The 21694-nt window shown below is 73.3% G+C and carries 23 protein-coding genes and 1 pseudogene; 9 read left to right on the top strand and 15 right to left on the bottom strand.

Translation table 11 applies throughout. The features are described from left to right. Nucleotides 1-185: 185 nt before the first annotated feature. Nucleotides 186-899: an SDR family oxidoreductase gene (locus G3I42_RS28680; protein WP_164290663.1), complete on the bottom strand. Its 714-nt coding sequence runs from the start codon at nt 897-899 to the stop codon at nt 186-188. A 134-nt stretch (nt 900-1033) separates the two neighbouring features. On the opposite strand from G3I42_RS28680, the gene G3I42_RS28675 reads away from it, so the two are divergent. Then, the gene (locus tag G3I42_RS28675; protein WP_164290666.1) at nt 1034-1414 is read left to right on the top strand and encodes a MerR family transcriptional regulator; all 381 of its coding nucleotides are present in this window, start codon (nt 1034-1036) and stop codon (nt 1412-1414) included. 12 nt (nt 1415-1426) lie between these two features. Here the strand turns inward: G3I42_RS28675 and G3I42_RS28670 are convergent, their stop codons facing one another. Together G3I42_RS28670 and G3I42_RS28665 are read right to left on the bottom strand one after the other, a co-directional pair. Next, entirely contained in the window at nt 1427-1639 is a 213-nt protein-coding gene (locus tag G3I42_RS28670) for a DUF397 domain-containing protein (protein ID WP_164290662.1), read from the bottom strand. Between the two features lie 3 nt (nt 1640-1642). After that, a complete protein-coding gene (locus G3I42_RS28665) occupies nt 1643-2491 on the bottom strand; it encodes a helix-turn-helix transcriptional regulator (protein WP_164290661.1) in 849 nt (282 codons plus the stop codon). A 170-nt stretch (nt 2492-2661) separates the two neighbouring features. Here G3I42_RS28665 and G3I42_RS28660 point away from each other — a divergent pair, with 170 nt between their 5' ends. Next, a complete protein-coding gene (locus G3I42_RS28660) occupies nt 2662-3030 on the top strand; it encodes a hypothetical protein (protein ID WP_164290660.1) in 369 nt (122 codons plus the stop codon). A 119-nt stretch (nt 3031-3149) separates the two neighbouring features. Here the strand turns inward: G3I42_RS28660 and G3I42_RS28655 are convergent, their stop codons facing one another. Then, nucleotides 3150-4229, bottom strand: coding sequence for a hypothetical protein (locus tag G3I42_RS28655; protein ID WP_164290659.1), 1080 nt, complete (start codon nt 4227-4229; stop codon nt 3150-3152). Nucleotides 4230-4350: 121 nt separating this feature from the next. On the opposite strand from G3I42_RS28655, the gene G3I42_RS28650 reads away from it, so the two are divergent. Continuing rightward, nucleotides 4351-5004 (top strand): TetR family transcriptional regulator, encoded by a 654-nt coding sequence (locus G3I42_RS28650; protein ID WP_164290658.1) that lies wholly within the window; start codon nt 4351-4353, stop codon nt 5002-5004. 118 nt (nt 5005-5122) lie between these two features. Here G3I42_RS28650 and G3I42_RS28645 read toward each other — a convergent pair whose 3' ends face one another. The 3 genes from G3I42_RS28645 to G3I42_RS28635 form a co-directional block, all read right to left on the bottom strand. Beyond that, nucleotides 5123-5809 (bottom strand): DUF5063 domain-containing protein, encoded by a 687-nt coding sequence (locus G3I42_RS28645; protein ID WP_164290657.1) that lies wholly within the window; start codon nt 5807-5809, stop codon nt 5123-5125. Continuing rightward, nucleotides 5802-6401 (bottom strand): recombination mediator RecR, encoded by a 600-nt coding sequence (recR, locus tag G3I42_RS28640; protein ID WP_009067031.1) that lies wholly within the window; start codon nt 6399-6401, stop codon nt 5802-5804. The genes G3I42_RS28645 and recR overlap by 8 nt, the downstream gene beginning before the upstream one ends. A gap of 194 nt (nt 6402-6595) precedes the next feature. Further along, a complete protein-coding gene (locus G3I42_RS28635) occupies nt 6596-6937 on the bottom strand; it encodes a YbaB/EbfC family nucleoid-associated protein (RefSeq protein WP_164290665.1) in 342 nt (113 codons plus the stop codon). A 355-nt stretch (nt 6938-7292) separates the two neighbouring features. Here G3I42_RS28635 and G3I42_RS28630 point away from each other — a divergent pair, with 355 nt between their 5' ends. Further along, the gene (locus G3I42_RS28630; RefSeq protein ID WP_164290664.1) at nt 7293-8039 is read left to right on the top strand and encodes an SLATT domain-containing protein; all 747 of its coding nucleotides are present in this window, start codon (nt 7293-7295) and stop codon (nt 8037-8039) included. Nucleotides 8040-8535: 496 nt separating this feature from the next. Here the strand turns inward: G3I42_RS28630 and G3I42_RS28625 are convergent, their stop codons facing one another. The 5 genes from G3I42_RS28625 to G3I42_RS28605 all read right to left on the bottom strand — a co-directional run bounded on the left by G3I42_RS28625 (nt 8536) and on the right by G3I42_RS28605 (nt 12088). Continuing rightward, the gene (locus G3I42_RS28625; RefSeq protein ID WP_164290656.1) at nt 8536-9186 is read right to left on the bottom strand and encodes a hypothetical protein; all 651 of its coding nucleotides are present in this window, start codon (nt 9184-9186) and stop codon (nt 8536-8538) included. Between the two features lie 156 nt (nt 9187-9342). Continuing rightward, a complete protein-coding gene (locus G3I42_RS28620; protein WP_164290655.1) occupies nt 9343-10059 on the bottom strand; it encodes a GntR family transcriptional regulator in 717 nt (238 codons plus the stop codon). 135 nt (nt 10060-10194) lie between these two features. Then, complete coding sequence (locus G3I42_RS28615; protein ID WP_343244695.1) at nt 10195-10377, bottom strand: type II toxin-antitoxin system HicA family toxin; 183 nt, start codon at nt 10375-10377, stop codon at nt 10195-10197. A 38-nt stretch (nt 10378-10415) separates the two neighbouring features. Beyond that, entirely contained in the window at nt 10416-10634 is a 219-nt protein-coding gene (locus G3I42_RS28610; protein WP_164290653.1) for a type II toxin-antitoxin system HicB family antitoxin, read from the bottom strand. Nucleotides 10635-10702: 68 nt separating this feature from the next. Beyond that, nucleotides 10703-12088: an aspartate aminotransferase family protein gene (locus G3I42_RS28605; protein ID WP_164290652.1), complete on the bottom strand. Its 1386-nt coding sequence runs from the start codon at nt 12086-12088 to the stop codon at nt 10703-10705. A gap of 344 nt (nt 12089-12432) precedes the next feature. Between G3I42_RS28605 and G3I42_RS28600 the strand changes: the two genes are divergently transcribed. Together G3I42_RS28600 and G3I42_RS28595 are read left to right on the top strand one after the other, a co-directional pair. Beyond that, nucleotides 12433-14001, top strand: coding sequence for a substrate-binding domain-containing protein (locus tag G3I42_RS28600; protein WP_164290651.1), 1569 nt, complete (start codon nt 12433-12435; stop codon nt 13999-14001). Between the two features lie 467 nt (nt 14002-14468). After that, the gene (locus G3I42_RS28595) at nt 14469-15164 is read left to right on the top strand and encodes a hypothetical protein (protein WP_164290650.1); all 696 of its coding nucleotides are present in this window, start codon (nt 14469-14471) and stop codon (nt 15162-15164) included. Between the two features lie 55 nt (nt 15165-15219). On the opposite strand, the gene G3I42_RS28590 is transcribed toward G3I42_RS28595, so the two are convergent. Next, complete coding sequence (locus G3I42_RS28590; RefSeq protein ID WP_164290649.1) at nt 15220-15783, bottom strand: GNAT family N-acetyltransferase; 564 nt, start codon at nt 15781-15783, stop codon at nt 15220-15222. A gap of 35 nt (nt 15784-15818) precedes the next feature. Here G3I42_RS28590 and G3I42_RS28585 point away from each other — a divergent pair, with 35 nt between their 5' ends. Then, nucleotides 15819-16220, top strand: coding sequence for an SRPBCC family protein (locus G3I42_RS28585; RefSeq protein WP_164290648.1), 402 nt, complete (start codon nt 15819-15821; stop codon nt 16218-16220). Nucleotides 16221-16250: 30 nt separating this feature from the next. Here the strand turns inward: G3I42_RS28585 and G3I42_RS28580 are convergent, their stop codons facing one another. Further along, nucleotides 16251-16928 carry a TetR/AcrR family transcriptional regulator gene (locus G3I42_RS28580; RefSeq protein WP_343244694.1) on the bottom strand — a complete coding sequence of 226 codons (678 nt, stop codon included), beginning with the start codon at nt 16926-16928 and terminating at the stop codon, nt 16251-16253. A 180-nt stretch (nt 16929-17108) separates the two neighbouring features. On the opposite strand from G3I42_RS28580, the gene G3I42_RS28575 reads away from it, so the two are divergent. Then, nucleotides 17109-18593 (top strand): MDR family MFS transporter, encoded by a 1485-nt coding sequence (locus G3I42_RS28575; protein WP_164290646.1) that lies wholly within the window; start codon nt 17109-17111, stop codon nt 18591-18593. A 114-nt stretch (nt 18594-18707) separates the two neighbouring features. Here G3I42_RS28575 and G3I42_RS28570 read toward each other — a convergent pair whose 3' ends face one another. Continuing rightward, nucleotides 18708-19991, bottom strand: coding sequence for an adenylosuccinate synthase (locus G3I42_RS28570; RefSeq protein WP_164290645.1), 1284 nt, complete (start codon nt 19989-19991; stop codon nt 18708-18710). A 1439-nt stretch (nt 19992-21430) separates the two neighbouring features. Between G3I42_RS28570 and G3I42_RS37945 the strand changes: the two are divergent. Further along, nucleotides 21431-21694 (top strand): annotated as a pseudogene (locus tag G3I42_RS37945) (hypothetical protein); the annotation flags it as partial.

Raw genomic sequence — 21694 nt, 5'->3', positions numbered from 1 at the left:
CCGCCGCCCGCGCCGCTCCCGCACCCGGCGAGCCCGCTCCCGGCGAGCAGCAGCGCGCCCGCCGTGAGCGCGGCCCCCGCCACGCGCCTCGTGCCCCGCACCCGTCGTTCCCCTCGAAGCCGCATGGCCACAGGCTATGCCGCTCCCTGTGCGCGCCCTGTGCCGGGGCGCCGGGCCCCCGGTCCTCAGCCCAGGTGGCTCAGGACCGCGTTCGGCTCGCCGGGCAGCGCGGCCTTCACCGTGCGGCTCCAGTCGTCGGCCAGGATCTCGATTTCGCCCTTCTCGACGCCGTCGAGACTCTGCCGTGCGACCTCGACCGGGTCGATCTTCGGGCCCTCGTAGTCGCCCATCATGTCGGTGTCGGCGGCGCCGAGGTGAACGCCCTGCACGAGGACGCCCGCGGGGGCGAGTTCGAGACGGAGCGCGTTGGTCATCGCCCACGCCCCGGCCTTCGACATCGCGTACGCCCCCGCGCCGGGAACCGTGAACCAGGAGAGCGCCGACAGGACGTTGACCAGTGCGCCCCGGTGCGCGCGCAGGGCGGGGGCGAAGGCGCGGGCCATGTCGAGCGTCCCGTACAGGTTCGTGTCGAGGGTGCGCCGGGTCCCGTCGAGCGGCCCGTCGAGCAGCGGCCCCATGAGGCTGATCCCCGCGTTGTTGACCAGCAGCGACACGTCCTCGGCCTGCCGCGCCGCCGCCTCGATCGTCGCGCGGTCCGTGAGGTCGAGGCGGACGAGCGTGACGCGCGGGTCCGTGCGCAGCGCCTCGTCCGCGCGCTCCGGCTCGCGCACCCCCGCGTAGACCCTGCCGGCGCCCCGCGCGAGGAGTTCGCCGACGAACCGGCGGCCGATGCCGCGGTTGGCCCCGGTGACGAAGGCGGTCTGTCCTGCGATGTTCATGGCACGCTCCCGGCGCGAATCGGTACGGCGGTCGGTACCGCGTACCGGTACGAATCCCCGGCTCCCGGGGACACCGACTACGCTAGAACCTGACACCAATGTCAGAGACAAGCCGAAGTGACGGGAGCCACACGGTGAAGATCGGCGAACTCGCCCGGCGCACCGGCGCGAGCGTGCGCTCGCTGCGCTACTACGAGCAGCAGGGACTCCTGGACTCCACGCGCACCCCCGGCGGCCAGCGCGTCTACGAGCCCGAGGCCGTCGACCGCGTCGAGCTGATCCAGCTCCTCTACGCGGCCGGGCTCCCCTCCCGCACGATCCTCGCCCTCATCCCCTGCGTCACCACGGGCCACGCGACCCGCGACATGTACGCGAAGGTCCGCCACGAGCGCGCCTCCATCCAGGAGCGCATCGACGAACTGACCCGCGCCCGCGACCAGCTCGACGAGGTCATGGCCCACGTACGGCGCGCGGGGATCGCACCGGAGCCGGAAGCGGAAACGGAAGCGGCTTAGGCGACGGGCCGGTCAGGCCACGGCCCGCAGGAAGCGGGTCCAGCTCTCGGGGGAGAAGGCGAGGGCGCCGCGGGCGCGGTCCTTGGTGTCGCGGACGGCGTGGCGGCCGGCAGGGGTGGCGGCGTGTTCGAGGCAGGCGTTGGAGGTTCCGCTGTACGTGCTCTTGTGCCAATCCAGGCTTTCCGGCTCAGTCACTGACACGAAGGGGCGGGACCGCCTGGGCATGACTCACGTTTCCTTGATCAAGTTCCGCACATAGTCCAGCGACTGCTTCGGCGACATGGCGGCAGCCGTCAACTCGTCCCACAGGCCGAGGTAGAACGCCACGTCAGAGCGCTGTTCGAGCAACGTACCACCGCTCATGTGCTCCAACCACACGACGTCAACCGGCGGTTCACCGCGCTGACTCAGGATGTAGTGCGGCACTCGCTGCTCCATCGGGAGCGCCGCCTCCAGGGGCAGGACCTGGATCGTCACCTTGCTGCGCTCGCTCATCTCCAGCAAGTGGTTCAGCTGGTCGATCACCACGTGCCTGCCGCCCGCGATCCGGTGCAGGACGGGCACATCGATCACGGCGCGGAAGCGGAAGGCGCCCTCGCCCTCCAGGAGTTCCTGGCGCTTGAACCGGACCCGCACCATCTCCTCCTCCTTCTCGGGCGTCCAGCGCGTGGCGAAGACGCGCCGCATGTAGCCCTCGGTCTGGAGCAGTCCCGGCATGACGCTGCACTCGTAGGTGCGGATCAGCTCGGAGTCGACCTCCAGGGTCATGAAGTCCTTGAGGGCGTCGTCCAGCATCGGCCCCTCGCCCGACCACCAGTCCCGCTTGTGGATCTGCTTCGCCAGCCTCCGAACGTTATTGCGGTATTGCTCGTCGTCCACGCCCACGAGGTTGAAGAACGTCGTCAGGTCGAGTGGCCGTATACCGCGTTTTCCGTTCTCGATCTGGCTGATCTTCGGCTGACCGCATTCCAGGGCCGTGGCCACGTCGTTGACCTTCAGCCCGGCCTCCAGGCGGAGGCGGCGGAGTTCGGCGCCTAGGCGGCGGCTGCGCATCGTCGGCATGTCGCTCTGAGCCATGGCGACATGATGAGGTGCTGTTTCACAGGCCCACAAGGTCCTGCGGTCAACTCATCCCTTCGAGTGATGAGTGCGCTGGAATAACTTTCCTCCGGGATTGGGTACGGTCCACTCTCGTAAGCGCGGAAGCCTCCCCACTCCGCCAACAAGCCCGCACCGCTGGAGGGTTCATGCCGGCCGCCACTCTTCCTCTCCGGTACTGGTGCCGGTGCGAGCGGACGCCGGCGCCCTCGGCGCCGCGCGGGATTCTCGCACTGACGCCGGGGGAGGCGCTGGAGTGGGTGCGCGAGGGCGTGCGGGATGTCGTCGCGGAGCTGGCGGCCGAGGAGTTCGACCGGGCCTGGTCCTGGCTCGGGGACCACTGGCGGCGCACGGAGGCGGACCGGCGCTCGCTGCGGGCCGGACTCCCGTACGCGCTGCGGCTCGGCGGGCCCGAGGCGCTGTGGACGTGGACCGTCCACCCCGTCCAGCCGCTCCCCCTCCTCGACCGGCGCCTCGCCACCACGACGCGGAGAATCGCACAGAAGGTGGAGGGGTGAGGTCCGCCGACCGTCCTGGCCCCGGTCAGGGCGGGCACGGCGGCGGGTACGGGCCCCCGACGGCCGCGGGGCCGCGCGGGTCGCCCCCGCGCGGCCCCGTTCCGTGAGGCGCCTGCCGCTCAGCCGCGTACCGGCTCCTCGCCGCGGCGCCCCGTACGCCGCAGCGCCACCAGCACCATCGCCAGGCCCGCCGCCGCCCACACACCGAGCACCGCGAGCGGCCCGGCCGCTCCCGTGCCGCCGAAGAAGGTCTCCGCGCGCAGGAGCGAGCCCGAGGCGCCCATCGGGATGAGCTGGCCGAGCGTCGACCAGCCGTCCGGCAGCCAGTAGGGGCCCGTCGCGAGGCCCGAGAGCGGGTTGCCGAGGAACATCATCGCGACCGCGAGGCCGATGAATCCGCGCTGGCCGAAGAGGGCCTGGAGGCCGAGGAAGGGCAGGCCGAGCGCGAGCATCCCGAAGCTGAGGCTCAGCCAGGTCGCCCCGTAGTCGCCGTCGACCGTGCCCGTACCGAAGTGGAGCACCGCCGTCACGCCCGCCGCCGCGATGAGCGCGAAGGCGACCGCTCCGCCGAGCCGGGCACGCAGCGTCGCCGCGCCCGGGGCCACGAGCGCGAGGATCATGACCGGCAGGATGCCGCCGAACATCAGCGGCAGCGCGAGCGAGGTGAGCCCCGTGCCGTGCGGGTCGTCCGCGCCGAAGCCGACGACCTCGTGCGTCGTCGCCTTGACGTGCTGCTGATCGGCGAGGCCCGTACCGAGGCCGCTGATCGCCGTGCTGATCTGCTGGCCGCCCGCCGAGGCGGTGTACACGTCGATCCCGTCCGCGCCGAGCGCGAGGCCGCCGACCACGTCGCGGTCGTGGATCGCCTCGGCGAGCGCGTGCGCGTTCGCGTACGTCTTCACGTCCCACTGCTCGTCGGGGAGCCGGTCCTGCGCGGCGGCGACGGCCTGCTGCGGCCCGGTGACGCCGAGCGGAGCGTGGTGCGGGCCGCCGTTGACGGAAGGCAGGCCGAAGGCGCACAGCAGCACCGTGATCGCGGCGGCGAGGCCGACGACGACCGCGACGATACGGCGGGTGTTCCGGCTGCCGCCGGACGTGGGCGGCGGGGTCGCTCCCGTGCTCCCGGTGGCCTCGGTGATCGCGGTGGGGGCGGCGGTTCCGGCCCCGGTGGGGGCGGCGGTGACGTCGGTCGTCGACATGGCAACCCTCCTCTCTCTGACGTGGTGGGTCGCTCTCACTGTACAACTCATTAGGCGATGAGTTCATCGTGAGATGAGTTACGGAGCCGGAGCGGTGCGGAGCGGGAGGCATGATGGAGGAATGGCTGAGGACGCGGAGACGGGTACGGGGCAGGGCAAGCACGCCGGGGGACGCAGGCCCGGGGAGACCCGTACGCGCGTGGCGATACTCGACGCCGCCCGCGCCTGCTTCGCCGAGCGCGGTTTCGACGGGACGAGCCTGCGGTGGATCGCCGAGACGGCGGGCGTCGACCAGGCGCTCGTGCACCACTTCTACGGCTCGAAGGCGAGCCTCTTCGTCAAGGCTCTCGAACTGCCCGAACGCCTCTGGACCGCGCTCGGCGAAGCCTCCGCGGGCCCGCGCGAGGGTGTCGGCGAACGCCTCGTCCGCGCGCACCTCTCGGTGTGGGACGACGCGGCCTCGCGCCCGGCGCTCATGGCGATGGTCCGCTCCGCCGCCGTCCACGGCGACGCGGGAGCGCGGCTGCGCGAGGTCGCGGGCGGAGTGCTCGGCCGCGTCCTCGTCGCGGCCCTCGACGGCGCGGACGTGAAGCTGCGCACGTCACTCATCGCGACGCAGCTCATCGGCCTGTCGCTCATGCGCTACGTGATGCTGCTCGAACCGCTCGCGTCGGCGGACACGGAGGCGGTGGTACGGCAGTACGGGGCGGCGGTGCAGGCGATTGTGGACGGGGGCGGGGCGGACGGGGGCGAGGGCGGCGGCGCTGGGGTCTGAGGCGCTGCGGTCCAAGGCGCCGTGTCAGGCAGGACCCCGGCGCCGACCGGCCCCGCTCAAGCAGGACCCCGGCGCCGATCGGCCCCGCTCAAGCGGGCCCCCGCTCCGACCGCCCGTTTCAGCGTGGCTCGCGGCCCAGGATCTCCGCGCGCATCACGCGGCCGGCCTCCTCCGCCAACTCGTCCTCGCCGTCCAGCTCCTGGTCCGTGTCGAGGCCGTCGAGCGGGGTGAGGGGCTGGTCGAGGCGGACGTGGGCGACGAGGGACTGGAGGGCGCGCAGGGCGGCGGACGCGTTCGGGCCCCAGTTGGTGAAGTACGAGAACTGCCACCACCACAGCGCCTCGGAGACGCGCCCCGCGCGGTAGTGCGCGAGGCCGTGGCGCAGCTCGGTGACGATGCCCGAGAGGTCGTCGGAGAGGCGGTGCGCGACGGGGGCCTTGCGGGGCTCGTACGGGTCGAAGACCTCGGAGTAGACGTCGACCGGGTCGAGGAGCTGGGCCAGGCCCTCGCGGAGCGGGTCGCTGTCCGGCTCGTCGCCGAGATCGGGCTCGTACCGCTCGTCGGGAAGGATGTCCTCGTACGCGCCGAGGCGCCCGCCCGCGAGCAGGAGCTGCGAGACCTCCAGGAGGAGGTAGGGGACGGCGCTGTCCGGGTCGTCGCCCTTGGCGATCGCCGTGACCGCGAGGAGGAAGCTCTCGATCTGGTCGGCGATCTGCGTGGAGAAGTCGGCGGGGTCGGAGCCGTCCGCGCGGGGCGCCGGTGCGAGGGGCACGCCGGTCTCCGGCCTGCTCGTGGTCTCAGACATCGAGGAGTCGTCTCCCTTCGAAGGCCCGGCCGAGCGTGACCTCGTCCGCGTACTCCAGGTCACCGCCGACCGGGAGGCCGCTCGCCAGGCGTGTGACGCGCAGGCCCATGGGCTTGATCATGCGGGCGAGGTACGTCGCCGTGGCCTCGCCCTCCAGGTTCGGGTCGGTCGCGAGGATCAGCTCGGTCACCGTGCCGTCGGCGAGGCGGGCGAGCAGTTCGCGGATGCGCAGATCGTCGGGGCCGACGCCCTCGATGGGGCTGATCGCCCCGCCGAGCACGTGGTACCTGCCCCGGAACTCGCGCGTCCGCTCGATCGCGACGACGTCCTTCGGCTCCTCCACGACGCAGATGACGGCGGGGTCGCGGCGCGGGTCGCGGCAGATGTTGCAGTGCTCCTCCTGGGCCACGTTCCCGCAGACCGCGCAGAAGCGGACCTTCGCCTTCACCTCCATCAGCGCGTTCGCGAGCCGGCGCACGTCGGCCGGCTCGGTCTGGAGGATGTGGAAGGCGATCCGCTGCGCACTCTTGGGACCGACGCCGGGGAGCCTGCCCAGTTCGTCGATGAGGTCCTGGACCACGCCTTCGTACAACGGATCGCCTTTCCTGTGTCCGCGCCGGGGCGCGCGGTGCTCGCGTGCCGGTCCGGAGCGGACGGTCGTGTCTCACGGTAGGGGGCCCGGAGGGCCGGGGGAACCCGCTTCGGTGAAGATCCGGGTTCCTTCGGGGTGGACCCCTGAGGGGGTCTCAGGTGCACCCCTGAATTCCCCCCGATGTTCACCCTGGTTCAGAAGGGCAGGCCGGGGATGCCGCCGCCACCGAGGCCCTGGGCCAGCGGGCCGAGCTTCTGCTGCTGGAGCTGCTGCGCGTTCTCGTTCGCCGCCTGGACGGCCGCGACGACGAGGTCCGCGAGGGTCTCGGTGTCCTCGGGGTCGACCGCCTTGGGGTCGATGACCAGGCCCCTCAGCTCGCCGGAGCCGTTGACCGTGGCCTTCACGAGGCCACCGCCCGCCTGCCCGTCGACCTCGGTCGCCGCCAGCTCCTCCTGGGCGCGGGCGAGGTCCTGCTGCATCTTCTGGGCCTGCTGGAGCAGCTGCTGCATATTGGGCTGGCCACCACCGGGAATCACGATCGGCTCTCCTGGCTGCTGGGTCGGGCCGCGCGGTCGCACGGCCCGTACGGGGTCGTACGGCTGGCGGGCGGACACGTACGGCGCTCGCGTGATCCGCGTACCAACCGCCGTCGATTCCACCCGCATCGAGCCTACGTGAGCAGCGTGCCCCATGCCCCGGCACTCTTTCGAGTGATCCCGGACACGGTCCTATACCTGACCAGACCGCTCGTCCGGGCGGAAAAGGTTTGAATCGGCGCTCCTCGCCACTCGCCCGGCGGTAGGAAGGAGCCTTGCACCAATCGCACCAATCGCCCGCGGAACGCGGAGCGGTACCGCAGGCAGAGGGAGTGGACGGGTGAGTCAGCCGGACATGCAGCCCGAGGGTCCCCCCCAGGACCCCCGAGCGCGGCGGGCCGGGCGAGGGGGCCCCACGGCCGCCCGCCCCGACCTGACCGGGCGGCCCTTCCCGCTCGGGGACTGGGGCGAGCCCGCCGAGCGGCTCGACGAGCTGTACCAGTGGGTGGAGGCGGGGGCGCTCGCGACGGCCGAGTGGTACCTGCACGACCGCTACTGGAAGCGGCGCCTGGCCCGGCTGCTCCGTCTCGCCGCGGCGCTCGGGGTCATGGCGGGGGCCGCGCTGCCGATCCTCGACCTGGCGGGGGCGCTGACGGGGCTCGCGCCGTGGGGGTACCTGGCGCTGCTGCTCGCGGCGGGGTGCGTGGGGCTCGACCGGTACCTCGGGCTCGGCTCGGGGTGGATGCGGGATGTGGCGACGGCGCAGGCGGTGCAGCGCAGGCTCCAGATCCTCCAGTTCGACTGGGCCTCGGAGAGCGTGCGGGAGGTGCTGGGCCCGGCGGAGGGGACGGCCTCGGAGGCGACGGAGCGGTGCCTGTCGGTCCTGCGGCGCTTCACGGAGGACGTGACGGAGCTGGTGCGGGCGGAGACGGCGGACTGGATGGTGGAGTTCGGTACGGGCCCGACCCCGCTCGCCACGCAGTCGTCCCCGGTCGCGGGCCCCCTCCCGGGCCGCCCGGACCCCCTCCCCCAGGGCCGCTTCCCCCTCCCCCCCGGGGCAAGGCCCAACATGCCGAGGCAACGCCCCCCGGAACCGAGGTAACGACCGGAGGCCGCACGACGGCGGAGGGAGGAAACGCTTCGCCGCGAGACCCGGCGCCGTACAGCTCGGCGGAGGAGGCCCGGCGCACCGGAGGGGTCGGGGGCGCAGCCCCCAAAGCAGGGCTCGGGGGCACACCCCCCAAAGCAGGGCCCCGAAGCACAACCGCCCAAAGCGGAACCCGGCGCGGCCCCAACGACGAGAGCCGGGGCGCAGCCCCGAAAGCGGGAACCTGGAGGGCGCAGCCCCCAAGCAGGGGCCCGAGGGCGCAGCCACCAGAGCGGGACCGGGGCCCCAAAGCAGTCCCCGAAGCACAGCCGCCCAAAGCGGGACCCCAGCGCGCCCCCAACAACGAGAGCCGGGACAGCCCCGAAAGCGGGGGCGCGGGAGGCGCAGCCCTGCGAAGCGGGGCAGGCGCAGCCCCAAGCAGGGCCCGGGGCGCAGCCCCCGAAACGGGGCCCGGGGGCGCAGCCCTCGCCTGGCCGCCCCTGCGAAGGGGTCAGCTGAAGACGATCATCGCCCCCTGCGCCAAGCTCCTCGTCGCCGCCGCGTGCAGTCCCAGCCACACGTGGCGTTCGCGGGCGAAGGGGCTGTCGTCCGGGGGCGGGGGCGCGGCCGGTTCCTCCAGGTCGGTCGGGCCCGGGGGCGGCGGGGGCGGGGCCGGGGGGTTGGCCGGGTTGATGCCCAAGTCCGGTGCGACCAGTTCCAGTTCGCGCAGCAGCCCGTGCGCGGAGCCCAACGGGCCGCCGCTTGCGAGGAGTTCGTCGTCCGCCAGCGGGGCCGCGAAGTCGAGCGGCACGTACGCCCCCGCGTGGTCGTAGTGCCACACGAGGTGCGACTGCTGCGCCGCCTCCTCGAACATCTCCAGCAACTGCTCGTAGTCGCCGCCGAGTTCGTCGACCGGCGTCACTTCGAGCCCGCACAGCTTCAGCAGGTAGGCGCGGCGCAGGAAGTGCAGCGCCTCGTAGTCGAAGCCCGCGACCGGGGCGACGTCCCCGCTCAGGCCCGGCATGTACGCGTACACGGGAACCGGCGGCAGCCCGGCCTCGCCGAGCGCCTTGTCGTACCGCGCGATCTCCTCGGCGAAGGGGTTGTCGGGGCTGTGGCACAGCACGTCGACCAGGGGGACGAGCCACAGGTCACAGGCCAAGAGACGTCTCCTCGCTCTCCACGGGCGGGCGGGTCCCGCAAGCGTAGTGCGGCACGGGCCGCCCCGTGCCCCGGGTGCCGCGATCGGCCCGTACGAGCGAAGCCCCGACGCCGCGCCCCGCCGCGCGCAGCCCCCGAACCCCCCCGCGACCCGCCCTCAGAACCCCCGCGCCCGCACCCCGTTGCCCGTCCCGCCGTCCGCGAGCGTCTCGACGAGCCGCAGCGACTCCCGGTTGTACGCGGTGACGATCTCGCGGGCCGCGCGGGCGTCCCCGCCGAGCAGCGTTTCGACGAGGTGGCCGTGCCCGGTCCACAGGAGTCCGCGCAGGTCGTCCTGGCGGCGCAGGAAGGGCACGGTGCTGACCCAGGACTGCACGCGCAGGCGGTGCAGGAAGTCGGTGAGGTACGAGTTGCCGAAGACGGCGCTCAGCTCGCGCCAGAACCGCAGGTCGTAGCCGATGAGCACGTTGAGGTCCCCGGCCGCCGCCGCCCGCTGCGCCTCCTCGCCCCTGCGCCGTACGGAGGCGAGCACGCCCGGCGCGCCGGCGAGCAGCGCCTCGGCGGCGATCCCGCCGAAGACGGCGTCGGAGACGAGGCAGCGGGCCTCGATCATCGTGCGGAAGTCGTCGAGCGAGAAGGTGTGCACCCGGAAGCCGCGGTGCTGCACGGAGTCGAGCAGCCCCTGCGCCGAGAGGTCCACGAGCGCCTCGCGCACGGGCGTCGCCGAGACCCCGAAGCCCTCGGCGATCTCCTTGACGGTGAACTCCTGGCCGGGCGCGAGCCGCCCCGAGAGGACCTCGTCCCGCAGCGCGTCCGCGATCTGCTGCCGCAGCGTGCTGCGCGTGACCATCCCCGCGCCCTCACCACCGCGCATCCCACGTCCTTCCCACCCGGCCCCCCTTGCCGGAGCCTGCCCACGACCTCCCGGTCACCCTACCCGTGGGTGCCGGGGCAGCAGGATTTCACATGAGAACGAGTGAGGTCAGCGGGGTGGCGGGGGCCGCCCGGGCTACTTGAGGTTCGCCTTCAGGTCCTCCACGGACCAGTCCGCCTGCCGGAGAACGGACCGCAGGGTCCCAGGAGAGAGAGTCCGGTGCATCGGCACGATCACCGTGCGCTCGCCCCACCGGTATTTCGCGTGGCTCCCCCGCGTGGACACGTGCGCGAATCCCGCCCGCTCCAGAGCTTTCACGATCTCGGCGCCGGACAGTCCCGTGGGAACGGCAGGGCTCACGCGGCGTGCCGGACATCGAGCGGGGCCATGATCACGTCTGTTACCTCCGGGGCGGGAGCGTCCTCGAAGTAGAGCTCCAGAGCCTCGCGCAGATTCGTCAGCGACTCTTCGATGGTCTCGCCCTGGGAAGCTACTTCGACTTGGAGGCAGCGAGCCACGTACCACTCGCCCTCATGTGTGATGGCAGCGGTCAAGTGCAGCAATGCGTCGGCCATGAAGCCAGTCTGACACGAGCGCCCGCACGGCGCGGACGCATCCGCTCCGCCCCGTGCGGGCCGCCCCCTCACCCCACGAACCCGTCCGCCACCGTGAGTGCCGCGTCCAGGGCCGCGAAGCCCTCCTTCAGTTCCTCCTCCGTGACGTTCAGCGGCGGCACCACGTGTGTCCTGTTCATGTTCACGAACGGCCACAGCCCGTGCTTCTTCGCCTCCGCCGCGAAGGCCGTCATCGGGGCCGCCGCCTCGCCGCTCGCGTTGTACGGGGTCAGCGGCTCGCGGGTCGCGCGGTCCCGGACGAGTTCGAGCGCCCAGAACATGCCGAGGCCCCGCACCTCGCCCACGCTCGGGTGGCGCGCGGCGAGGTCGAGCAGCGCGGGCTCGACGACCTCGCGGCCGAGCCGGGCCGCGCCCTCGACGATCCCCTCCTCCTCCATGACGCCGATCGTCGCGACGGCCGCCGCGCAGGCCAGCGGGTGCCCGGAGTACGTGAGGCCGCCCGGGTACGGCGTCCGCGCGAACGTGTCCGCGATCTTCCCGCCGATCGCGACCCCGCCGAGCGGCACGTACCCCGAGTTCACGCCCTTCGCGAAGGTCAGCAGATCGGGCACGACGTCGAAGTGCTCGGCCGCGAACCACCGGCCCGTACGCCCGAAGCCCGCCATCACCTCGTCGAGCACGAACACGATCCCGTACTGGTCGCACAACTCCCGTACCCCGCGCAGGTATCCGGCGGGCGGCACCATGATCCCCGCCGTCCCCGGCACGCTTTCGAGCACGACGGCGGCGATCGTGGACGGGCCCTCGTACGCGATCGTGTCCGCCAGGTGCTGGAGCGCGCGCTCGCACTCCTCCGCCTCGTTCGTCGCGTAGAACGCGGTGCGGTAGAGGAACGGCGCCCAGAAGCGGACGGTCCCGGCCGAGCCCTGGTCGTTCGCCCAACGGCGCGGGTCCCCGGTCAGGTTGATCGCCGCCGCCGTCGCGCCGTGGTACGAGCGGTACGCGCTCAGGACCTTCGGCCGCTTCGTGTGCACCCGCGCCATGCGGACCGCGTTCTCGACCGCCTCCGCGCCCCCGTTGGTGAAGAAGATCTTGTCGAGGTCGCCGGGCGTGCGCTCCGCGATGAGCCGCGCCGCCTCCGAACGCGCCTCGATCGCGAAGGCGGGCGCGAACGTCGTGAGCGTCGCGGCCTGCTCCTGGATCGCCGCGACGACCTTCGGGTGCTGGTAGCCGATGTTCGTGAAGACGAGGCCGCTCGTGAAGTCGAGGTAGCGGCGGCCCTCGTAGTCCCAGAAGTACGAGCCCTCCGCGCCCGCCACGGCGAGCGGGTCGATCAGCTCCTGCGCGGACCAGGAGTGGAAGACGTGCGCACGGTCGGCGGCCTTGACGGCGGCGCCGCGGACGGGGTCGGGCTGGGGAGCGTGCGGGGCCTGCTGAGGCAGCGATGCGGTCATACCGCCAGGCTAGGAGACGAGGCGGGCGCGGCGGTACGGACGCATCGTCGCCGCGGCGGGCGGGGAGGGCGACAGAGTGTCGTACGGTCCGCCAGGTCCGCCAGCGCGAGCACGCCCCGTACCCACGCCGCGCACGCCCCGCACGCCCGTGCCCCCGCACGCCCGTGCCCCCCGTATGCGGAACCAAACGTTCTCCCCCGTCGGCGAACACCCGGCGAACACTGGCCGAGCACTCGGTTCCCACGCCTCCTCCCCCGCCCCACCCCGCATACGTTGTACGCCCCGAGGCGCCGGGGACGGGGGAACCGGCGCCCGGGTCTCGTCTCCGGGGGAGCGTGCGTGCCGTGGACTGGTTCAGCGCGGAGAACGTCGTCGCGATCGGTACGGCCGTGCTCGGCGTCGGTGCCTCCGTCGTCCTGCTCTGGTACGAGCGCCGGGTCCCGCGCCGCCGCCACCTCGGCTACCGGGTGCAGGTGGACATGCCGATACGGGCCAGAGCGGGCACCGGCGCCGCGGGGCGCGTCACGCCCGGCAGCCTCGGCCTCCTCGACGGCCTCGGGGACGACGGGGACGGGCTCACCCCGCAGGGCAGCGCGCTCAGCCTCGTCCTCCTCCGCGTCGAGAACGACGGCGCCCAGTTCCTCGACAGCTCCCACTACACGGGACACGAACTCCACGGCCTCACCGCCGAGTTCACCGGCCGCAGAGTGCGCGGTCTCGACGTCACGCAGCGCCCCGGCTCCGAGCACCTCGCGACCCACTTCACGCCGGGTGCCGGGCTCGCGTGGAGCGAGGGGACCCTCAAGATCCCGCGGGTCCCGCTCGGTCGCGGCGAGTACTACAAGCTGCTCGTCCTCCTCGACGGCGGCACCCCCGGCGATCCCGTCACCGTGCACGGCGGCCTCCTCGAAGGCCGCGTGACACCGAACCGCGCGCTGAGCCCCGACGACACGCCGCCGCTCCTCTCCCGCTGGGCCTGGGTGATCATCAGCGCGCTCACCGCCTTCGTGTGCGTCCTCGCGACGCTCATCCTGCTCCCCGACGCACGCCTCCCGATCGGCTGCGCGACGGGGCGCCTGACGCTCACCGGCTCGACGGCCTTCACCCCCGCCGTACGGGACGCGGCGCGCGCGTACGAGAAGGAGTGCCCGGGCGCCGAGCTGGAGGTGGCCGCCGCCGGGAGCGGCGAGGGCATCGAGACGCTGACCCAACGGGGGCTCGCCGCGAAGGGCCGCTTCCCCTCGGTGATCGCCTTCTCGGACGGCCCCGCGATCGACGCGGCGCCACAGCTGCGCCGCCTCCCCGTCGCGCTCACGGCCTTCACCGTCGTCGTGAACGCGAAGCTCCCCCTCCCCCGCCGCGACCTGAGCCCGTCCCGGATACGCAAGATCTTCCGCGGCGACATCACCAACTGGAAGACGGTCGACGGCCCCGACCTGCCCATCACGGTCGTCTCGCGCACCTCGGGCTCGGGCACCCGCGCCACCTTCGAGCACACGCTGCTCCACAAGGACGAGGGCGAACCGGCCGTCACGGCCCCCGACTGCCGCACCCGCACCGACCCCGACGTCGCCCTCCTGCGCTGCGAACGCCCCTCCACGGACGCCCTGTTGCGCACGGTCGCCGCGATACCCGGTGCGATCGGCTACGCGGAGCGCCGCGCGGACACCCTCCCGCGCGAGGTCCGCGCACTGACGATCGGCGGCACGGCGCCCACGGCCAGTACGCCGCAGTACCCGTTCACGGCCATCGAGTACGCGTACACGTACGGCACCCCGCCCGAGACATCCCCGGCCGCGGGCTTCCTCGACTACCTGACGAGCGGCCCGGGCACGAACGCGATCACGCGACAGCGCCAACTGCCGTGCGGGGGGCCGGAGTCGGGTGGGCGGTGCGGGGCCCCGACGGGGTGAGACGGGCGAAGAGGGCCGGGCGTCCCGAACGGGACACGCCTGCCCTTGCTTAAGCTCCCCGCATGGCACGGAGGCGGCCACGCGGACGCGCCTCACCGTGCGCTGGGAGGCCGACCCCGACCGCGACTCGTGGACGGGCACGGTCACCGCGGTCACGCCCGCCTGACCCGTGGACCCCGCGTACGCGCGAAGCCCTGGCCGCGCTCGTGGGGCACCGCAGGAGACCTCACCGCCCGCCTCGGAGCCCGCCTCCGGGCCGAGTGTCGGACCCTCCGGCTAAGGTCCGCGGAGGACGGGGCCGGTACGGGGCCACCAGCACCGCAAGACGGCGTTCTTCCCGGTCTGCCCGGGGGTGGTCACGGCCCAACCGGGCGTCCGGGCGCCAGCCGAGAGCCAAGGAACAGCCCGCCAGGCCGGCCCCGTCCGCTCCGCGCAACCGCTCCCGCCGCCTCCTCGTTGGGCACCGCGTGAACGTACCCGCCGCCCCTCGCGGCCTCCGCCTCCTCCTCGCCCTCTCGGCCCTCGCGGCCACGCTGGGCGCCGCCGCCCCCACCGCCGTACGGGCGCACGACGCCGTTCCCGGCCCGGAGGCGCCCCGCTGCCCCTCCGGCGAGGTCTTCGCCACGAACAACACCGCCGTCATCACCGACCCCGCCGATCGGCGCCTGCGGACCCGGCTCACGCGCTTCGACCGCGAGGTGCGGGGCGTCATCCGCGCCCACGGCGCCCGCCCCGGTGCCTCGACGCTCCTCGACGGCGTCTTCTGGTCCACCGAGCTGCGGAAGACGACCTTCGAGCGCTCGCGCGAGTTCGCGGTGGAGGGGACGAACCACGCGGGCCTGCGCCACCTCGCGGGCGTCCTCGCGAAGCAGTACCACCAGGAGTCCGTCCTCACCTTCCGCTGCCTGCCCCGCCGCACTCCCGCGACGGACGCCGTACGGATCGAGGCCCCCGGCGTCAGCGCGGCCGGACTGCGCGCGGCGCTCCGCGCGCATCCTCAGGCCCGCGAGGAGCTGGGCGGCGGCTCGGTCACCGAGGACGGCCACCTCGTCCTCGTGTCCCCGCTCGAAGAGCTGCCCCTGGCACGAAAGTTCACGAAGGACCTGGGCGTCGACTGGAACACGGCGGAAGTGCGGTACGGGGAGAGGGAGTTCGTGAGCTGAGCTGGGCAGGGCGGGGCTGGGGGCTCGCGGGCGGCCCTCGCGCGGGCGGCGCGGCTCACGCGGCCCGGCCGTCGAGTTCCCTCACCAGGAAGACGGCCGGGTCCGCCTGCCGGTGCTCGGTGCCGTCGTGGTCCACGTACGACCAGCGGTCCAGGTACGGGACCACCGGCCGGTAGCCGAGGCGGGCGTACAGGCGCGCCGCGCGCGGGTTGCCGGTCTCGTCGACGCCCAGGCCGATCCGGGCCGCTCCCCGGCGGACGGCGAGCGCTTCGGCGTGGCGGATCAGCGCCGTACCGATGCCCCGGCCGCGCAGCTCCGCCACGACGTCGAGCCCGTTGACCTCCGGGCACTCCCCGAGCGCCTCGCGCACCTCCGGCGCCGCGCAACCGCCCCACCGCACCTCGCCGTTGCCCACCGGCGCACCGTCGGCCCAGGCCAGGAGGTACGTGCTGCCGCCCGCGCACTGCCGCGCGAAGCGGCGCGCGTGGAACGAGGTGGCCCGCCCGGACGGCGAGCGCGCGTCGAGCAGTGCGACGTCCTCCGCACGGCACACGGCGATCCGCGGCCGCGCGACCGTCCCGTCCCCGTCCTCGCCCTGCCGCGTGTCCGATTCGTTCAAGACCCCGCCCCCGTTCCCCCGCTACCGTCGGCGCCATGACGCACAGCACCCGCCATGTGAGCATCCACGTCGACCGTACCCGCGACGACGTCTACGCCTACGCCTCGAACCCGGAGAACCTGCCCGCCTGGGCCCTCGGCCTGGGCGGCTCGATCGAGCGGGACGGGGACGAGTGGGTCGCCCCCGACACCCCCATGGGCCGCGTCACGGTCGCCTTCGTCCCGCCGAACGATCTCGGCGTCCTCGACCACGACGTGACCCTCCCGGGCGGCGAGGTCGTAAACAACCCGGTCCGCGTCATCACGGACGGTCCGGGAAGCCTCGTCACCTTCACCCTCCGCCGCCCGGCCGGGGCGAGCGACGCCGAGTTCGAGCGCGACGCCGAGATGGTCACGGCGGACCTGGCCCGCCTGAAGAACCTGCTGGAATCGGCGTAACCGACCGCTGCCCCGCCGGTCCCTGCCCGCCTACTCCCCCGTCGCTCCCGGCCACTCCCCCGTCATCCCCAGCAGCGGCAGCCACACCACGTCCACGATCTCCACGATCTTCTCTTCCGGCAGGGCGCGCATCTCCATGAGCATGTCGTGCCGCATCAGCTCGAAGGGCAGGTCGAGCACGCGGGCGGGGCGGGGGACGTCGGGGAGTTCGCCGCGGGCGACCGCGCGGGCGACGAGGGTCGCGCCGGGGCTGGGGGTCGACGGGCGCAGGGCCGCGCGGAGCTGCGTGAAGTTGGTGCCCGTGTCACGGAAGTAGTCGGCGAGCTGGACGAGCATGAGCGCGGCGGTCGCCGCCCGGTCCTCGTTGACCTCGCGGAGGAAGGCGAGCATGTCGCCGCGCAGGCTGCCCGTCTCGGGCATCTCCAGCGGGCGCAGGTGCCGGACGAGCGTCGCGAGGAGCATGTCCTCACGCTTGGCCCAGCGGCGGTAGAGGACGGGCCGGCTCGTCCCCGCGCGGGCCGCGACGGCCTCGTACGTGAAGGCCCCGTACCCGTGCGCCACGAGAACTTCCCAGGCGGCGTCGAGGATCGCGTGCTCCAGCTCGGCCCCGCGCCTGCGCCGCGCCACCTTGGCCTTCTCGGACCCGCCGGACTCCCCGGCCTTCCGTACCTCCTCGGCCTTCCCGGGTTCCCCGGTCTTCTCGGACACTCCACTCTCCTCCGCTCGCGTTCCCGGGCCCCCGCGCGCCCTGCGGCCATCTTCCCCCGTCCCGCCACCGGAGCCCGCGAGGCGACGCATCCCATTAGATGCACTTGCGTATCTTACCGGCCGAGCCTTACCCTCGGCCCAGTTAAGATGCACACGCGTACCTTAAGGTGGTCGTCCCGCATGTCCTCCCGTACCGCTCCCGCGCCCTCCACCGGCTCCCCGCCCCTCGACCCCGCCGCCCTGCGCACCGCCATCGCCGTGCTCGTCGGCGGTATCGCGGTGATCCTGGACTCGACGATCGTCAGCGTCGCGCTCGACGACCTCGCCCGTGATCTCCACTCGGGCGTCGACGCGATCCAGTGGGTCAGTACGGGCTACCTCCTCGCCCTCGGCGTCGTCATCCCGACGGTCGGCTGGTTGCAGGGGCGGCTCGGCGCGAAACGGCTCTGGCTGTGGTCGCTCGCCGTCTTCCTGCTCGGCTCGGTGCTGTGCGCGGCGGCGTGGGACGTCCCGAGCCTCATCGGCTTCCGCGTGCTCCAGGGCCTCGGCGGCGGCGCGATGATGCCGCTCATGACGACGATGGTCATGCAGTCCGCCCCGGCGGCGCAGGCCCGCAAGCTCATGGCCACGATCGCCCTGCCCGCCGCCGTCGGCCCGATCCTCGGCCCTGTGATCGGCGGCCTGATCCTCGGCGCCGGCTCGTGGCGCTGGCTCTTCCTGGTCAACGTCCCGCTGTGCCTGGCCGGACTCGTCCTCGCCCAGCGCCTGATCCCCGCGGACGCCCCCGCCGCCCGGCGCCCGCGCCTCGACCTGCCCGGTTTCCTGCTCCTCGCGCCCGCCCTCGTCGCCCTCCTGTGGGGCCTGTCGAACGTGACGGGGGACGGCGGTTTCGGGCAGCCCGACGTCATCCTGCCCGTCGTGGCGGGCGCGGTGCTGCTCGTGGTCTTCTGCGTACGGGCCCTGCGGCAGGGCGGCGCCGCGCTCGTCGATCTCCAGGTGCTGCGCTCGCGCCCGACGTGGGCCGCGACGGCGCTGCTCTTCCTCACCGGCGCCTCGCTCTACGGCGCGATGCTCCTGCTGCCGCTCTACTGGCAGCAACTGCGCGGCGCGAGCGCCCTCGCCGCCGGGCTCTACCTCATCCCGCAGGGCGTCGGCTCGCTCCTGAGCCGCGCGCTCGCGCCCGGCCTCACCGAGCGGATCGGCGAACGCTGGGTGACGGTCATCGGCTTCGTCCTCGTCGGCGTCGCCACCGTCCCGTTCGCCTTCGCGGACGCGCACACGACGACCTGGCCGCTCATGATCGCGCTTCTCGTACGCGGCCTGGGCCTCGGCATCGTCGTCATCCCGCTCATGACGGTCGCCTTCCACGGCCTCACGCGCGCCCAGGTCCCGCACGCCAGCATCGTGACCCGCATCGCCCAGCAGATCGGCGGCTCGGTCGGCGTCGCCCTCTTCGCCGTCATCCTCGCCCGCGCCGCCCACGGCTCCGGCTCCCTCGCGGACGCCTTCGCCACGGCCTTCTGGTGGGCGACGGGCTTCACGGCCCTGGCGGTCGCGCTCTCCTTCGTCCTGCCGGGGCGGGAGAAGGAGGCGGGCGTCCTGCCGGGAGGGAAGAAGGAGGCGAGCGCGCCGGAAGAAGCGGAAGGGGCCCCCTCCGCGAGGTGAGTGAGTACTCACCCACCTCGCGGAGGGAGCCCCTGGGCGCCCGGCTCCGGCCGAGCGCCCGGGTTCTGCGGGCCGCCGGGACACAGGCCCTGCGGCTTGGCAGGCCCCTGGGTCCTACAGGAACGAGTTGATCTCGATCGTCTCGTTGCGGCCCGGGCCGACCCCGATCGCCGAGATCGGGGCGCCGGACATCTCCTCCAGCGCCTTCACGTACGCCTGCGCGTTCTTCGGCAGCTCGGCGAACGACTTCGCCTTCGTGATGTCCTCGCTCCAGCCCGGCAGGTACTCGTAGACCGGCTTCGCGTGGTGGAAGTCCGTCTGGTTGTACGGGACCTCCTCGACGCGCTCGCCGTCGATGTCGTACGCGACGCAGACCGGGATGCGCTCCCAGCCCGTGAGCACGTCGAGCTTCGTGAGGAAGAAGTCCGTGAGGCCGTTGACGCGGGTCGCGTAGCGGGCGATCGGCGCGTCGAACCAGCCGCAGCGCCGGTCGCGCCCCGTCGTCACGCCGCGCTCGCCACCGATGCGCCGCAGCGCCTCGCCGTCCTCGTCGAACAGCTCCGTCGGGAACGGGCCCGCGCCGACGCGCGTCGTGTACGCCTTCAGGATGCCGATGACGCGGCTGATCTTCGTCGGCCCGATCCCGGAACCGGTGCAGGCACCGCCCGCCGTCGGGTTCGACGAGGTCACGAAGGGATACGTGCCGTGGTCGACGTCCAGGAGCGTGCCCTGACCGCCCTCCATGAGCACGACCTTGTCCTCGTCGAGCGCCTTGTTGAGCACGAGCGAGGTGTCCGTGACGTACGGACGCAGCTTCTCCGCGTACTCCAGCAGCTCCGCCACGATCTGCTGGGCGTCGATCGCGCGGCGGTTGTAGAGCTTGACGAGCATCTGGTTCTTTATGTCGAGGGCCGCCTCGACCTTCTGGAGCAGGATCGACTCGTCGTACAGGTCCTGCACGCGGATACCCGTGCGGTTGATCTTGTCCGCGTACGTCGGACCGATGCCGCGCCCCGTCGTACCGATCTTCCGCTTGCCGAGGAAGCGCTCGGAGACATTGTCCATCGTCACGTTGTACGGCGTGATGAGGTGGGCGTTTCCGCTGATCAGGAGCTTCGACGTGTCGACGCCGCGCTCGTTCAGCCCGCTCAGCTCGGAGAGCAGGACCGCCGGGTCCACGACGACACCGTTGCCGATGACCGGCACGCAGGTGGGCGACAGAATGCCGGAGGGGAGCAGGTGGAGCGCGTATTTCTGGTCGCCGACGACGACCGTGTGGCCGGCGTTGTTGCCGCCCTGGTAGCGCACCACGTAATCGACCGAGCCGCCGAGCAGATCGGTCGCCTTCCCCTTGCCCTCGTCACCCCACTGAGCACCGAGCAGCACAAGTGCGGGCACAGGCGTACACCCCTTCCGGGTGGGGCATGTCCATGGTCGGGGCGTACGTGGTTACGACGTACACCGTCTTCCGGTACGTGCCGCGACGGAGTGTGCGCGGGCGTGTACCGGCGACCGTCATCGGCCGCGAGCCGTCGGACCGGTGCCCCGGAATAGACGAAGCCCCTGGCGCAATAGCGCAAGGGGCTCTTGCACAAAGATGCTACCCGACTACCCGAGGAAGGACAGCGGTGTCGGCTCCAGAGCCCTCGGCGTACCCAGCCCCCTCCCTGCTGCTCGTGATCGACCCCGCGGCCCGCCGCACGGACGGCGAGTCCGTCCGCATCGCCCGCGACGTCCTGGCCGCCGGGGCGGAAGTGAAGGTCTGCCTCCCCGAAACCCCGGAGGAATACGCGAACATGGTCCGCCGAGCGGGCCGCCGCCGAGTGATCGTCGTGGGCGACGAAACGGCACTGGTCAGGGCGGTGGGAGCGCTGTACCGGGGGCGAATGCTGGGCGTGGGGGGCGGCGGGAGCGGGGCGGCCGGGCCCGGACCGGCCGGAGGGGATGGAGGGAGCGAGGGGGAAGGCGTGGAGGCGGACGAGGTCGGAGCGGGAGGGGACGGGGGTCTCCTGGCTGGAGGCGTGGGGGGCGGGAGCTTCCTGGCCGGAGGCGTGGGGGGCGGGGGTTCTCGGGAGGAGGGCTCGGGAGAGGGCGACTCGCACGAGCAGGGCTCGGGGGGACGGGGCTCCGGGGCGGGTGGCCTGTGCGGAGCGAGGGAGCCGGATGGAGGCTCGCGGGGGGCGGGGGGCTTGGATGCGGGCTCGCGGGGAGCGGGGGGCCTGGCTAGTGACTCGCGGGGAACGGACTCCCCCGCTGGGGGCTCGCAGGCTGGGAGCCCCGGGGGACAGGGCTCCCGGGCGGGAGGCTCACAGGGGGCGGGCTCCTCGGCTGAAGGTGCCCAGGTCCGGGGCTCCTTGGGCGAGGGCCCGGGAGTCGGTGGCTCGCGCGGGCAGCGCTCCGGCGGTCAGGAAGCAAGCGCGGACGACTCGCAGCGGACGGCCTCCCCGGTCGAAGGCTCGCAGGGCCAGGGGTCCTCGGGCGGGGTCACCCCGAACCAGGGGCCCTCGGGCGCGGGCACCCCGAACCAGGGGTCCTCGGGCGGGGGCTCGTGGGCCGGGGGCAAGCGGGCCGAGGGGGGCGAGGTCGGGGGCGGCGAAGTCGGGGGCTCGTCGGCTCGGGGCTCGGTGGGGGGTGGAGCGCGCGGGCACCGGTTCGGGGGCGAGGGTTCGCGGGTGGGTGAGCCCCGGGGTGGCGACGCCGCTGGTGCTGCCGGGAGTTCGGGTGCCCGGGTCAGGGACTTGCGGGACGACGCCTCGCGCGCTGACGGTTTGCGGGGCGGTGTCGTCCCGCAGGAGCGCGGGAGCGGGCGGCGGGGCCGGGAGCGGGTGGTGGGGTGGGTGCCGGTCTTCGCGGGGGACGGCGCCGGTGCCGCGCTCGCCCGGGTGCTGGGGGTGCCCGTCGATCCGGTGGCGGCGGCGCGGGCGGTGCTCGACGGGCGGCCCGTAGCACGTGACCTGCTGGTGGACGACAGCGACGGCGTCGTACTCGGGGCTCTCGTACTGCCGGTGCCCGGCGCACGCGGCCGGGGCGGCGCGCTGCGGCGGCTCGGGGGCGTTCCGTCGCTCCTGGCGGGCCACCCGCCGGGGCCACGCGTCACGGGC

The sequence above is a fragment of the Streptomyces sp. SID11385 genome (genome assembly GCF_010548245.1).
In the GTDB taxonomy this organism is placed as follows: domain Bacteria; phylum Actinomycetota; class Actinomycetes; order Streptomycetales; family Streptomycetaceae; genus Streptomyces.
Note: the sequence above shows the minus strand (reverse complement) of the source record. Positions and strands in the feature narration are given on the sequence as shown.